7 protein-coding genes are annotated in these 14,449 nt (G+C 68.9%); 6 read left to right on the top strand and 1 reads right to left on the bottom strand.

Going from position 1 to position 14,449, the window contains the following annotated elements:
* Positions 1–150 precede the first annotated feature (150 nt).
* The gene (locus D0C15_RS13720) at positions 151–1,233 is read right to left on the bottom strand and encodes a LacI family DNA-binding transcriptional regulator (RefSeq protein WP_116044928.1); all 1,083 of its coding nucleotides are present in this window, start codon (positions 1,231–1,233) and stop codon (positions 151–153) included.
* A gap of 93 nt (positions 1,234–1,326) precedes the next feature.
* Here D0C15_RS13720 and D0C15_RS13715 point away from each other — a divergent pair, with 93 nt between their 5' ends.
* From D0C15_RS13715 to D0C15_RS13690, 6 genes are all read left to right on the top strand, one after another.
* A complete protein-coding gene (locus D0C15_RS13715) occupies positions 1,327–2,538 on the top strand; it encodes an MFS transporter (protein ID WP_245975761.1) in 1,212 nt (403 codons plus the stop codon).
* A gap of 1 nt (position 2,539) precedes the next feature.
* A complete protein-coding gene (locus D0C15_RS13710; RefSeq protein ID WP_211323189.1) occupies positions 2,540–4,564 on the top strand; it encodes a bifunctional copper resistance protein CopD/cytochrome c oxidase assembly protein in 2,025 nt (674 codons plus the stop codon).
* Between the two features lie 202 nt (positions 4,565–4,766).
* A complete protein-coding gene (locus tag D0C15_RS13705) occupies positions 4,767–5,225 on the top strand; it encodes a single-stranded DNA-binding protein (RefSeq protein WP_116044923.1) in 459 nt (152 codons plus the stop codon).
* A gap of 101 nt (positions 5,226–5,326) precedes the next feature.
* On the top strand, positions 5,327–7,003 hold the full coding sequence (gene ettA / locus D0C15_RS13700) for an energy-dependent translational throttle protein EttA (protein WP_116044921.1): 1,677 nt from the start codon (positions 5,327–5,329) through the stop codon (positions 7,001–7,003).
* A gap of 66 nt (positions 7,004–7,069) precedes the next feature.
* Positions 7,070–9,367, top strand: a complete 2,298-nt coding sequence (locus D0C15_RS13695) for a hypothetical protein (RefSeq protein WP_245975760.1) — start codon at positions 7,070–7,072, stop codon at positions 9,365–9,367.
* 96 nt (positions 9,368–9,463) lie between these two features.
* Positions 9,464–14,446 carry an NAD-glutamate dehydrogenase gene (locus tag D0C15_RS13690; RefSeq protein WP_116044918.1) on the top strand — a complete coding sequence of 1,661 codons (4,983 nt, stop codon included), beginning with the start codon at positions 9,464–9,466 and terminating at the stop codon, positions 14,444–14,446.
* Positions 14,447–14,449 lie beyond the last annotated feature (3 nt).

The following is a 14,449-nucleotide window of genomic DNA, read 5'->3' as shown; positions in this document are numbered from 1 at the left end:
GTGACGTGGTGACAGAAACAACAATGACGAACAGGGAAAGGAATGTCAGCCCGCAAAAATACTTCTGTGGATAAGTAGTCTCGCTGCGCTCGAAAGGGTGGGAATCATCCACATTCTGGATGTGGTGCTTGTGCTGGTGGAGCGAGCCTGCTAGCCCGGCGCCGGTCCGGTGGAGCGCCGGACGACGAGTTCCACGTCGAGCACCACAGGGGCCGGTGGGGGAGAACCGGCGAGCAGGTCGAGGCAGAGCCGCCCGGCCGTTCTGCCCTTGCCGATCAGGTCCTGGCGGACCGTGGTGAGGGCGGGCTCGGACCAACTCGCGGGCGGTGTGTCGTCGAATCCGGCCACGGAGAGATCGGCAGGCACGGAGAGGCCACGCTCCCTGGCCACCGCCAGCGCGGCCAGTGCCAGCTCGTCCGACATGCACAACATGGCCGTCGGCCGAGGCCGTGCCCCGAGTAGCGCGCCGGCGCCCGCCATCGCCTTTTCCCTGGACAGACCGGAGGTCTCCCAGATGGGCACGTCCGTCTCGGGGACTCCCGCGGCAGTCAGCGTCTCCAGGTATCCGGCCAGCCGCTCCCGGTTGTCCCTGAACCGGGAGCGCATCGCTTCGGGCAACGTCAGCGGTCCCCCTCGCGGCTCGGAAAGGCACTGCGCCGACAGGATCCCGAACCGCCGATGGCCCAGGTCCAGCAGATGTCGCGCCGCCGCCACGGCACCGCCCCTGTCGTCGATACCCACCCGGGCCGATCCGGGCACCACGGGCTGGTCGATGACGACCAGCGGTAGTGCTCGGTCGCGAATCGCTCGCAGCGCGGGGGCGCCGTCGGCAAGTGAATAGGCCACCGCGAGATCCGCCTGTGCGGTCAGCACCCGTTCGGCGCGGGGACCCCCGTCGTCCCCGCCTGGCAACAGCAACAGTGCGTGCCCCTCCGCGTCCACCTGCGCGGCCAGCGCGTCCAGCGTGATGGACAACGCCGGGTCGGAGAAGGCCGCGGACAGGCCCGTGTCGAGCATGAATGCGATCGGGCCGGATCGCCGCGTCGCGAGGCTGCGCGCCGTCGGGTTCGGACCCGCGTACCCCAGCCGCTTGGCGACCCGCAGGATCTCCCGGCGCAACGGTGCGGACAGCTGGTCCGGCCGGTTGTAGGCGTTCGAGATCGTCGCCCTGGACACCCCGACAGCGGCCGCGACGTCGTCCAGCGTTGGATTCCGCCGGCGTGTCCCACTCATCCGCGCAGTGTAGGCCGGGCAAAACGGATGGACTTACTGAAGCGCTTAAGTCATTCTGTCGCAGTAGATCCGCGTCAAACTCTGGAGGGGCTCGTGGGGTCACAGCGGCTCGCGGTCACGGTGGTGTTCGCGATCAACGGTGCCGCGCTCGGCTCGTGGGCTCCACGGGTGCCCGCGCTGTCCGAGCAGATCGGCGCTGAGCCCGGCGCACTCGGCCTCGCGCTGCTCGGCGCCAGCATCGGAATGCTGCTGGCGGCGCTGGCCTCTGGCAGGCTGATCGAACGGTTCGGCTCACGCACTGTGGTCGCCGTCTCGACGATCGCCGCCTGCCTGTTCCTCCCGGTGATCGGCGCCTCCGGGTCGGTGCTCGCGCTGGGCATCGCACTCGCCGGTCTCGGCGCCTCGATGGGCGTGCTCGACGTCGGCATGAACACCGCTGGGGTGGTCGTGGAACGGCGGGCGAGCGGGCCGATCATGGCGACCTTCCACGCGGGATTCAGCGGCGGCGCGCTGGTCGGCTCGGCCGCGGCCGCACTGGCGGCGGCCAGTGGCTGGAGCCCCACACTGCACCTCACGGTCGCCGCGGCGGCCGCCTTGGTGGTGCTGGGCCTCGTGATCCGATCGGTGCCGGGAATCGCCGCCGACACCCGTACCTCGGTCGCTTCGCCGAGAGCGGGGGGCGCCGCTCCAGCGCGTCGGGTCGCACTGTGGCTGCTGGCCGCCGTCGCCCTCTGTTCGGCGATCGCCGAGGGTGCGAGTTCGGACTGGTCGGCGTTGCTGCTGGTGAGCGAACAGGGGATGAGCGAGGGCGCCGCCGCGCTGGCCTACTCGGCCTTCTCCCTCGCGATGGCGGTGGCCAGGCTCGCGGGTGCCTGGGTGCAGGCGCGCATCGGTCCGACCTGGCTGCTGGCCGGTGGTGCGCTGTGTGCGGGGGCGGGCCTGTGCGTCGCCGCGCTGATCCCGGTCCCGGCAGCTGGCTTCGCCGGCTTCGTGCTGGCGGGAGCGGGTCTCGCGGCCTCGTTCCCGGTGGCTCTCAGCCTCGCCGGGGAGGCGGGCAAACGAACCGACGACAGTGGCGGCGAACGCGAACTGGCCTTTGTCACAGCGGTCGCCTACAGCGGCTTTCTCGCCGGCCCGCCGGTGATCGGTGGCATCGCTCAGCTGACGTCGCTATCGGTCTCCTTCGTCGCGGTCGGGCTCGTCGCCGCGTTGATCGCGCCCGCAGCGATAGCGGCTACCCGCGCATTGCGGCGTGAGCAGGCAGGGGAGAGGGCGGCCACATCAGGGCCCGGCCTACCCTCATGAGGTGCCCACCGACGGATCCGTGCAGGCCCCACGACGTGACCGGGCAGCCCGGTCCAGTGTTCTGCCACTGCTCGCGGTCAATGCCGTTCTCGCCGCGGTGCTGGCGGTCGGCCTCGTCGCGCTGACCGGCGGCGCCGGCTACGTCATCGCCGGTCTCCCCGATCCCGGGACCGTGACCCGTTACGGCGTCACCGTCGCCAGGGTGCTCGCCGAAACCGCCTCCGTGGTGTGTATCGGAGGGCTGCTGCTGGCCGCCTTCCTGGTGCCTCCGCAACGGTCGGGTGTGCTCGGAGCTGACGGGTACGCGGCGGTGCGAACGGCGGGCGTCGCGGCCTGGGCGTGGTTCGTGGCAGCCGTCGCCTCGGTGTTCTTCAGCGCGGCCGACGGTGCCGGTAGGCCGGTGGCGGAGTTACTCGACCCGCAACGGTTGGTCAGCCTGGTCGAGGCCATCGAACAGCCGAAGGCATGGCTGTTCACCGCGGCCATCGCATTGCTGCTGGCACTGGGCTGCCGGCTCGTCCTGACCTGGGGCTGGACCGCGAGTTTGTTCCTCCTGTCCGTCGGGGGACTTATCCCGGTGGCGGTGACCGGGCATTCGGCCAGCGGCGGGGCCCACGACCTGGCTACGAACAGCCTGCTGTTCCACCTCGTGGGCGCGGCGTTGTGGGTTGGTGGCCTCCTCGCCCTGCTGGCGCTCGGCTGGCGCAGGGGCAGCCATCTCACGCTCGCCGCACGACGGTTCTCCCGGCTCGCCCTGGTCTGCTGGATCGTGATGGCGGTTTCCGGGGTGATCAACGCACTGGTCCGGGTTGCCCCGCAGAACCTGCTCACCACCGACTACGGCCTTCTCGTCCTCGCCAAGATCGTGTGCCTTGTCGTGCTCGGCGTGTTCGGTCACCAGCAACGCAGTCGCGGGGTGCGTGATCTGGTCGACGGTGCGGGCGGAGGGCAACTGCTGCGGCTGGCCGCGGTCGAGACGCTCGTCATGTTCGTGACCATCGGTATCGCGACGGCGCTGGCCAGGACACCGCCGCCACAGGAGGTCTACTTCCAGCCGTCGAACACCGAACTGCTCATCGGATACGTCCTGAACGGGCCGCCCACGCTGCTGCGGCTGCTGTTCGACTGGCGCTTCGACCTGGTGTTCGGCACCGCCGCCATCGCCCTCGCCGTGGTCTACCTGCTCGGAGTGCGCAGGCTGCGGCTGCGGGGCGACGCGTGGCCGGTAGGACGCACGATCGCCTGGGTCAGCGGATGTGCGGTGCTGCTGATCGCCACCTCGTCCGGGATCGGCCGGTACGCACCGGCGATGTTCAGCGTGCACATGGGCAACCACATGCTCCTGTCGATGGTCGCTCCGGTGCTGTTCGTGCTCGGTGGCCCGGTGACGCTGGCGCTGCGCGCGCTGCCCGCGGCGGGCAGGGCGGATCCGCCGGGGCCCCGGGAATGGCTGCTCGCGTTCGTGCACTCACCGGTGTCGCGCGCGCTGACCAACCCGGTCGTCGCACTCGTGCTGTTCGTCGGTTCGTTCTACGCGCTGTACTTCTCCGGCCTCTTCGACGCCGCGCTGAACTACCACTGGGCACATCTGGCGATGAACGCCCACTTCGTACTCGTCGGCTACGTCTTCTACTGGCCGGTGATCGGAGTCGACCCGGCGCCGCGGCGGATCCCCCATCTGGGCAAGCTCGGCATGATGTTCGCGTCGATGCCGTTCCACGCGTTCTTCGGCGTGATCCTGATGAACGAGCAGACGGTGATCGGGGAGGACTTCTACCGGTCGCTCGACCTGCCGTGGGTCGGTGACCTGCTGACCGACCAGCGTCTTGGCGGTGGAATCGCGTGGGCCTCGGGGGAGTTGCCCGTACTGCTCGTGCTGATCGCCCTGCTCGTGCAATGGGCACGCGCGGACGAGCGGGAGGCGCGCAGATCCGATCGCAGGGCGGACGCCAGCGGGGACGAGGACCTCGCGGCGTACAACGCGATGCTGCGGCAACTCGCGCAGAAGGGCCGCTCACGCGAGTGAGCCGGTGGCACGAGACGCCGGCGGATACGCCTCTTCCGCCGTCGCCGCCCGTGCGGTTGTGCAACACGAAGACGGTTGTCCACAGATTCCACACGATCTCCCGATCAGCCGTACATCCGCGAGACAGTGATCTGGCGAGCACGCGGGCAGGGCCGGCGAGCGACTCGAGATGAACCGGACGCTTCGGACAAGGGGATCGGCAATGGCAATTGGGGAAACAGTGGTCACCGTCATCGGTACCGTCGTCAGCGAGTTGAGCAGACGCAAACTCTCGGGCGGGGTGAGCGTCACGAGCTTCTGGATGCGCAGCACCGAGCGGCGGCGTGACCGGGACAGCGGCGCCTGGGTCGACGGCAGGCAGCTCGCGGTCAAGGTGTCCTGCTGGCGAGCCCTTGCCGAAAGCGTGCACGGATCGCTGGGCAAGGGTGACCCGGTAATCGTTACCGGTCGGTTGTACACCGGTGAAGCAGAGGTCGCGGGCCAGCAAAGGGCCGTGCCCGAGCTCGAGGCCTTCGCGGTGGGACCGAATCTGAGCCGGTGCAGCGCGCTCGTCCGGCGGCCAGCTCAGGGCCGAGGGGAACAGCGGGCCGTGGCGCCGCGGCAGCCGGAGGTCCAGCAGGCCGGGATGTGCAGGACAGGCGCGCGTGAGGGCAGCGCCTGACCGGCGAACGAGGAGGTCGCATCGTTAGGAGACGGTGACGACGGGTACTTCGACGGTGACCGCCGTCAGGGCGTGGACGGGCTCACTCTACGATCGCCAGCATGGCCGAGTTCATCTACACCATGAAAAAGGTGCGCAAGACCGTCGGGGACAAGGTCATCCTTGACGATGTCAGCACCGCGTTCTACCCAGGGGCCAAGATCGGCGTCGTTGGGCCGAACGGTGCCGGTAAGTCCACCGTTCTCAAGATCATGGCGGGGCTCGACCAGCCGAGCAACGGGGAGGCCTTCCTCCAGCCCGGCGCGACGGTCGGCATCCTCCTGCAGGAGCCGCCGCTCAACGAAGACAAGACCGTCCGCGGCAACGTCGAGGAAGGCCTTGGCGAGATCAAGGTCAAGCTCGATCGCTTCAACGAGATCGCTGAGCAGCTCGCAACGGACTACAGCGACGCGCTGATGGAGGAGATGGGAAAGCTTCAGGAGGAGCTTGACCACGCCGACGCCTGGGAGCTGGATTCGCAGCTCGAGCAGGCGATGGACGCGCTGCGCTGCCCGCCGGGGGAGGAGGAGGTCACGCACCTCTCCGGCGGAGAGCGACGCAGGGTTGCGCTGTGCAAACTGCTGCTGTCCAAGCCCGATCTGCTGCTGCTGGACGAGCCCACCAACCATCTGGACGCGGAGAGCGTGCTCTGGCTGGAGCAGTTCCTCGCCAACTACCCCGGCGCAGTCCTCGCCGTCACGCACGACAGGTACTTCCTGGACAACGTCGCCGAATGGATCATGGAGCTCGACCGCGGTCGCGTGGTCGGCTACGAAGGCAACTACTCGACCTACCTCGAGAAGAAGCGTGAACGCCTCGAGGTGCAGGGCAAGAAGGATGCCAAGCTCTCCAAACGGCTCAAGAACGAGCTCGACTGGGTCCGGTCGAACGCCAAGGCACGGCAGACGAAGTCGCGCTCCAGGCTGGATCGCTACGAGGAGATGGCCGCCGAGGCCGAGAAGACCAAGAAGCTCGACTTCGAGGAGATCCAGATTCCGCCGGGGCCCCGGCTGGGTAACGTCGTCGTCGAGGTTTCCAGCCTGAGCAAGGGCTTCGACGACCGGCTGCTGATCGACGGCCTCGCGTTCGACCTGCCGCGCAACGGCATCGTCGGGGTGATCGGGCCGAACGGTGTCGGAAAGACCACGCTGTTCAAGACGATCGTCGGGCTCGAGGAGCCGGACGGCGGATCCGTCAAGATCGGCGAGACAGTCAAGCTGTCCTATGTGGACCAGCAGCGGGCGGGCATCGACCCGGAGAAGACCGTGTGGGAGGTCGTGTCGGACAAGCTCGACTACATCCATGTCGGGCAGACCGAGATGCCCTCGCGCGCCTACGTGAGCGCTTTCGGTTTCAAGGGCCCCGACCAGCAGAAGCCGGCTGGTGTGCTCTCCGGCGGTGAGCGCAACCGGCTGAACCTGGCGATGACCCTCAAGCAGGGTGGCAACCTGATCCTGCTGGACGAGCCGACTAACGACCTCGATGTCGAGACCCTCGGTTCACTGGAGAACGCGCTCGAACAGTTCCCGGGTTGCGCCGTGGTGATCTCGCACGACAGGTGGTTCCTGGACCGGGTCGCCACGCACATCCTTGCCTGGGAGGGCACCGACGAGAACCCGGCGAAGTGGTTCTGGTTCGAGGGCAACTTCGAAGGGTACGAGCGCAACAAGATCGAGCGGCTGGGCGCGGACGCGGCCCGTCCGCACCGGGTGACCCACCGCAAACTCACCCGTGACTGATGCGTTCGTGGTACTCCTGAGCACTGCTGAGTGAGCACGCCGGAGCCAACACTGAGCGGAGTCCCTGTGGTAGCCAGCAAGCACACCAGGTCGGGTGCGTACACCGACCTGCGGGTGGACGCACCTCGCGTCACCGCGGGAGCGGTGGGCAACGGGGCCGTGGAGCACCTGCTCGACCAGGCGACCCGGCTGACGCTCCGGGCGCCGGAGTTGGCACTGGTGCTCGGCGAGCGGGCCGCCGCGCTCTCCGAGGCGTCCGGGTCGAACGACCTCTGGGTCCGGGCGGAGAGCCTGGTCGTGCTCGCCAGCGTGCGGCTGGGAGTCCGGGCGCCGACGGTCGGCAGGGCCGTCGCCGCCCTACGGGCCGCCGAGGACCTCGGCCAGGGTGAGATCGCCGCGCAGTTGCGGATCGATCTCGCGCTGTGCGCCCGCAGCGTCGGCCTGCCGCTGACCGGGCTGGCAGCGCTGCGGCCCGCACTGGCGGCCAAGGGGCTGCCTCCTGCCCAGCGGGCTGCCGCGCTGAGCCAGCTGGTGGGTTGCATGGGGCAGCTCGGCCGCAAGCCGGAACTGGACAGGGCGCTGCTGGAGGCCGACCGGCTCTGCCAGGCCGATGACGCATTCGACGACGACACGAGATCGCTGTCCAGGGCGTTGCTGCGGGTGGCCGTATCCGGGCACCGACGGCGCCACGGTGATCTCATGGGCGCCGCCGACGCGGCCAGAACCGGCCTCGGTCTTCTGGACGACCTGCGGGATCAGGGCGCCGACGGCGGTCTTGTCCGCTCCAGGCTGGTGCTGGAACTGGTCTGCGCGCTGCTTGATCGTGGTAACACCGGTACCGCGCTCGAGCTCGCGCAGCCGATACTGGACGAGCCCCATCGTGCGGCCGTCGTGGCACCCGCGGGATGGCTACGGCTCGCCGTGGCCACTCGCGTATACCTTCCCGCGGGTTCGGGAGACGCGGCGACGCAACTCATGCGCGACGCCGTGCACAGCACCGAGCGGCACGGCCTGCACGCCCTTACCGCCCGGCTGTGGTTCGAACTCGCCAATGTCGAGGAACAGCTCGACCGTCCGGCCGAGGCCATCCGTTGCCTGCACCGCTCTCGGGCAGCCGAACACGTCCACAGCAGAGCCCGGAGGCAGGCCTGTGCGCTGCTCACCGGCGAGTTCGGGGCAGGCGAGCAGCAGCCGATGGACCTCGACGAGTTGGTCGCGCCGGTGCCGAGCCCGCAGGCCGGACGAGAGGAGCAGCCGGGTCCCCCGTCGCCTCCTGTGCAGGAGCGGACGCAGGCCGCGGTGCCAGTACTGGCCCTGGCGCCGGAACTGGAGCCGGAACCGGTGCTGGCCCCGGACATCGAACCGGCGCAGGCCGCGGCGGCTCGGATCGTGGAAGCCGAACCACCGCCCGAACCCGAACCGGCGAAGCAGGAGCACCGGTACCGTCGCCGGTCCGCGGAACGCGACGGCGATCGTCCGGCCGCGCTACCGCAGGGGGAGGTACGCACCCGCCACGATTCCGAGCACGGTTCGGTCGCGGCCAGGTCGGTGCTGGACCGCCTCGGTATCGAGTCCGGCGGTTCCGGAGGCCGCCGGCGCGCTGCCGGGGGCGACTCCGCGAGTGCCACCCGAAACCGCGACAGTTCCGCGGAAACCGCGTCGGTGCGGCACCCGGCAGGGGAGGACTCCTCGCCCCTGTCGGCACTGTCCGCGCTTTCGGCGTTGTCGGCGCTGTCGCTGCCATCGGATCCGTCCCCTTCATCGGACCGGCCCGCGGGCAGGCGGCGGCGCGCCGAGGAGGACACACCTACCGGAACCGGCGAGGGTCCCGTTCGCGGGGAATCCACGGGAGGCAGCGGTTCGGACTTCTCGCCGGAGCCGCCAGCGCGGCCGGCACCCGAACCGGAGATCAGTGAGTGGTTGCCGCGGCTGAGACTGCCGCCGTCGCTGGCGCCGATGGAGGATCTCGGTGCGGCAGCATTTTCGTCCGTGTACGCCGACGATCGGCGCGATTCCGGAACCGGCGACGCGCGGGGACGTGGTCTCGACGAGAGCAGCGACTCCGACCCGGACCCGGCGCCCGATCTCGCCGGCGGCCGCTCGAACGGGTCCTACAGCACGTCCTTCACCAGTGCCTATGACGACAACTCGTTCGATCGCGGTCCGTACAACTCCTACGAGGCCGTCGTCCCGTCCGAGGAGCCGCCGCCGGGCGCTGGGCTCGCGGAACTCCTCGCCAGGGCGTTGGCCGAGCACCAGGCCGGTACGTCGAGTGCGGCGGCCCTGGTCAAACGACTCGGATCGCGGCAGGACGAAACCGGCGAGGCGCGCCCGGTCAACGGCCGGCACCGCGATGACGACTGACATGCGTCCTCGGGTCCGTTATTTGGTGTCCTGTAACCGCGTTAGGGTGAGCCGAACCGGCACATTGTGGTGCCAGGAAGTGGAGAGTTGCCTGACATGAGCTCGACTGGAGTGTCGTCCCGCACCGCAAAGGACGATGGGGACCGGGACGAGACGACCCAGCAACGGCCTCGGAGCCCGGAACAGGTCCGGGACGAGCTGGTCGAGGCGGCCGCCGCGCACGCACCCGACATCGGCGATCTGATCCGCCTCTACTACCGGCACATTCCGGCCGAGGAGATTCTGGACGACGACCCGCAGGAGCTGGTCGGCGCCGTTCGCTCGCACCAGGACTTCGCGCGGGAGCGAGTGCCGGGACGGCCGAAAGTCCGTCTGGTCAATCCCTCGAACGCCGCGGACGGCTGGACCCGCGAGGCGACCGTCGTCCAGCTGGTCACCGACGACATGCCCTACCTTGTCGACTCGATCGTCGCCCAGCTGTCGCGCTCGGGCATGCAGGTACAGCGCATCGTGCACCCCATCGTCGTGGTGACTCGCGATCTGACCGGGAATCTGCGCGACATCCACCCGACGGCCGACGTCGCGGATCCGCCGCAGGAATCGTCGATCGAGTCGTGGATGTACCTGGAGATCGACCGGATCACCGATGCGGAGCGGGCGCGGGAGCTCGAGATCCGGTTGACCTCTGTGCTGGGCGACGTCCGGGAGGTCGTCGAGGACACCGAGAAGATGGTCGAGACGGCACAGGGCATCGCCGCGAGCCTGGACTCCGTGCCGCCACCGCTGGCGGTCGACGAGGTGAGCTCGGGAGCCGAACTGCTGCGCTGGCTGGCGGCCGGTCACTTCACCTTTCTCGGGTACCGGTACTACGAGCTGATCCGGGAGTCCGACGCGGGGGAAGAGGTGCCCGCCCTGCGCGCGGCGCTGGCCTCAGGACTCGGCGTGTTACGCCAGGACAGCCTCGCGGCCCGCAGCCTGACCGCCGGGCCCGACGCGGCCGAGAAGGCACTGGCTCCGGAACTCCTGGTGCTCACACAGGCCAGCGCACCCTCCACCGTGCATCGCCCGATCTATCCCTACTACGTCGGCGTCAAGACGTTCGATGAGCACGGCGAGGTCACCGGCGAGCACCGCTTCCTCGGCATGTTCACGACAACGGCCCTGCATGAGGACGTGCTGGACATCCCTGTCGTGCAGAGCCGCGTTCGCGAGGTCATCCACCGGGCCGGTTTCCCGATGGAGTCCTACTCCGGTCAGCGGATGCTCGAGGTACTGCAGAACTGGCCGAGGGCGGATCTGTTCTCCGCCGACACCGACTCCCTCTACGCCACCGCGACCGGGGCCATCACCCTCGCCGACCGGCGCAGGCTCCGTCTGTTCCTGCGCCCGGATCCGTACGGCCGCTTCTACTCCTGCCTGGTCTTCCTGCCGCGCGACCGCTACACCACCCGGTCCAGGCTGAAAATGCAGGAGGTGCTGCTGGACGAACTCGAAGGCACGCATCTCGAGTACGGCACACGGCTCGGGGAGACCGTGCTCGCGCAGGTCCACTTCACCGTGCACACCGAGCCCGCACGCTGGGTCGAGCCCGACACCCTGCGGATCCAGGAGCGGCTCAACGAGGCCGTACGCGGCTGGGACGACCGCATGGTCGAGGCGATCCTCACCGAGCGAAGGGACGGAGCGGAAGTCGCGTCCGCGGCGGGGGCAGGTGAGGAGTCGACCACCGAACTGGGCCAGCGGTACGCCGCGGTGTTCCCCGAGGCCTACAAGGAGGACTTCGCCGCGTCGGCTGCGCTGGCCGACCTGCGCAAGCTGGAGGCGCTGAACGTACCGGGCGACCTCTCCATGTCGTTCTACCTCCCCGAGGGTGCCGAGCCGGGGGAGCGGCGGTTCAAGCTGTACCTGCTCGGCGAGGGCGTCACGCTGTCGAAGGTGCTGCCCGTGCTGCAGTGCATGGGAGTCGAGGTCGTCGACGAGCGGCCGTACGAACTCCACCGGGAGGACGGCAAGCGCTCCTGGATCTACGATTTCGGACTCCGGATCGAGCAGCGGGTGCTCGACGAGATCACCGAACGTGCGACGCTGGACCTGCAGCAGCGGTTCCAGGATGCGTTCGGCGCGGCCTGGTATGGCGACTGCGAGGTCGACGGGTTCAACAGCCTGGTCCTGCGGGCCGGGCTGACCTGGCGGCAGGCTGTCGTGCTGCGTGCCTACTCCCGCTACCTGCGGCAGGCGGGCAGCCCGTACTCGCAGGAGTACATCGAGAACGCGGTGCTCGCGCACACCGATATCGCCACCGCGCTGGTGCGGTTGTTCGAGACCAGGTTCGATCTCACGACCGAGCCCCAGCAGCGACAGGAGCAGGTGGACGCGCAGGTCGCGGAGATCAACGCCACGATCGACGCGGTCCGCAGCCTCGACGAGGACCGGATCCTGCGCAGGCTGACCGCGGTCATCGTGGCCACCCTGCGCACCAACTACCGGGTGACCGACGACGAGGGCAACCGGCGGTCCTACCTGGCCATCAAGATCGATCCCGGTTCGGTGCCCGATCTGCCGGAGCCGCGGCCGCAGTTCGAGGTCTTCGTCTACTCGCCCCGGGTCGAGGGCGTGCACCTGCGCTTCGGCTCGGTAGCCAGGGGTGGCCTGCGCTGGTCGGACCGCAGGGAGGACTTCCGTACCGAGATCCTCGGGCTGGTGAAGGCACAGGCGGTGAAGAACGCCGTGATCGTGCCGGTCGGCGCCAAGGGCGGGTTCGTGGTCAAGCGTCCACCGGTTCCCACCGGGGACGCGGGCCTCGACCGGGACGCCGGACTCAACGAGGGCATCGCCTGCTACAAGATGTTCATCTCGGGCCTGCTCGATCTGACCGACAACCTCGTCGACGGCGCCGTCGTGCCCGCGCCGGACGTGGTGCGCTACGACAGCGACGACACCTACCTCGTCGTCGCCGCGGACAAGGGCACGGCGTCGTTCTCCGACATCGCCAACGCCGTGTCGGCGAGCTACGGTTTCTGGCTCGGCGACGCGTTCGCCTCGGGTGGCTCGGTCGGTTACGACCACAAGGCCATGGGAATCACCGCCCGCGGTGCCTGGGAGAGCGTGAAGCGGCACTTCCGGGAACTCGGCGTGGACACCCAGAGCCAGGAATTCACTGTCGTGGGCATCGGGGACATGGCCGGTGACGTCTTCGGCAACGGGATGTTGCTCTCGGAGCACATCCGCCTGGTGGCCGCGTTCAACCACCTGCACATCTTCCTCGATCCCAATCCCGACGCGGCGACGTCGTTCGCCGAGCGCAGGCGGCTGTTCGAACTTCCGCGCTCGTCCTGGGAGGACTACGACCGCTCACTGATCAGTGAGGGCGGCGGCGTCTACTCCCGGAGTGCGAAGACGATCCCGATCAGCCCACAGATCCGGACCGCGCTCGGGCTCGCCGACGACGTGGTGAAGTTGTCGCCGGCCGAGCTGATGCACGCGATCCTGCTCGCCCCGGTCGACCTGCTGTGGAACGGCGGCATCGGCACGTACGTCAAGGCCGGTACCGAGACGCATGCCGACGCGGGGGACAAGGCCAACGACGCGATCCGGGTCGATGGCGCGGACCTGCGGGTCAAGGTTGTCGGCGAGGGTGGAAACCTCGGGCTCACGCAGCTCGGCCGGATCGAGTTCGCGCGGACCGGCGGCAAGATCAATACCGATGCGCTGGACAACTCCGCGGGCGTGGACTGCTCCGACCACGAGGTCAACATCAAGATCATGCTCGATCAGCTGGTGAACTCCGGCGAGCTGGAGCGTGCGCAGCGCAACGCCCTGCTGGAGGACATGACCGGCGAGGTCGCCGATCTCGTGCTGACCGACAACCAGCGGCAGAATGCCGTGCTCGGGATCAGCAGGGCACACGCGGCCCCGATGCTCACGGTGCACCAGCGGCTGATCGCCGCGCTGGAGAAGAAGGGTGCGCTGGACCGGGAGCTGGAGGGGCTGCCCAAGCCCGCCCAGTTCAAGTCGATGGACAAGGCAGGCGAGGGCTTGTCCTCGCCGGAGCTGGCCACCCTGCTCGCGCATGTGAAGCTCGACCTGAAGGACGAGCTGCTCGCCAGTGAGCTGCCCGACGCGGAGGTCTTCGCCCGCAGGCTCGGGGAGTACTTTCCGCAGCCGCTGCGTGAGCGGTTCCCCGATGCCATCGGGGACCACCCCCTGCACCGCCAGATCATCACCACGCTGATCGTCAACGAGGTGGTCGACGGCGCCGGGATCTCCTTCGCGTTCCGGCTCAGCGAGGAGATGAACGCGACGGCGACCGACGCCGTGCGGGCCTTCGCGGTGGTGACCAGCGTCTACGACCTGCCGTCGCTGTGGGCGACGATCGACGCACTGGACAACGTCGTGGCGACTGAGGTCGCCGACGAACTCGTGCTGGAGACGCGTCGCGTTCTCGACAGGGCGGCCCGGTGGTTCCTCACCAACCGGCCGCAGCCGCTGGCGGTCGGCGCCGAGATCAGCAGGTTCGGCCGCACGGTCGGCCATCTGATGTCGCGGCTGCCCGAACTGCTTCGTGGCCGCGAGGCCGAGTCGGTGCAGGGCAAGGCCGAGGATCTGATCGGTAAGGGCGTGCCGATGGATCTGGCCAACCGAGTCGCCGCACTGCTGCACACCTACGGACTGCTCGACGTCACCGAGGTCGCGGAGCTGGCGGAGCGGGAAGCAGGCCTCGACGCCCAGCGCAGCCCGGACGAGACGGCCGAGTTGTACTACGCGCTGTCCGACCATCTGGGAATCGACAAGATGCTCACGTCGGTCAGTGCGCTGGAGCGAGGCAACCGCTGGCATGCGCTGGCCCGGCTGGCCCTGCGGGACGATCTGTACTCCTCGCTGCGCGCGATCACGCTGGACGCCCTGCAGCACAGCGACCCAGGCGACGATGTGCACGACAAGATCGAGCAGTGGGAGCAGGCCAACGCCTCGCGACTCGCCAGGGCGAGGGTCTCGCTGCACGAGATCGAGCAGTCCGGCCGTCTCGACCTGGCGACTCTTTCGGTGGCGGCCCGCCAGATTCGCAGTACGGTCCGCTAGTGC

Origin of the sequence: Amycolatopsis palatopharyngis, assembly GCF_003385185.1 — a bacterium.
Taxonomy (GTDB): Bacteria; Actinomycetota; Actinomycetes; order Mycobacteriales; family Pseudonocardiaceae; genus Amycolatopsis; species Amycolatopsis palatopharyngis.
Note: the sequence above shows the minus strand (reverse complement) of the source record. Positions and strands in the feature narration are given on the sequence as shown.

Coding starts and splice junctions, on each gene's coding strand:
- D0C15_RS13720 (WP_116044928.1), bottom strand. CDS start 1,233: ATGAGTGGGACACGCCGGCGGAATCCAACGCTGGACGACGTCGCGGCC.
- D0C15_RS13705 (WP_116044923.1), top strand. CDS start 4,767: ATGGCAATTGGGGAAACAGTGGTCACCGTCATCGGTACCGTCGTCAGC.
- ettA (WP_116044921.1), top strand. CDS start 5,327: ATGGCCGAGTTCATCTACACCATGAAAAAGGTGCGCAAGACCGTCGGG.
- D0C15_RS13690 (WP_116044918.1), top strand. CDS start 9,464: ATGAGCTCGACTGGAGTGTCGTCCCGCACCGCAAAGGACGATGGGGAC.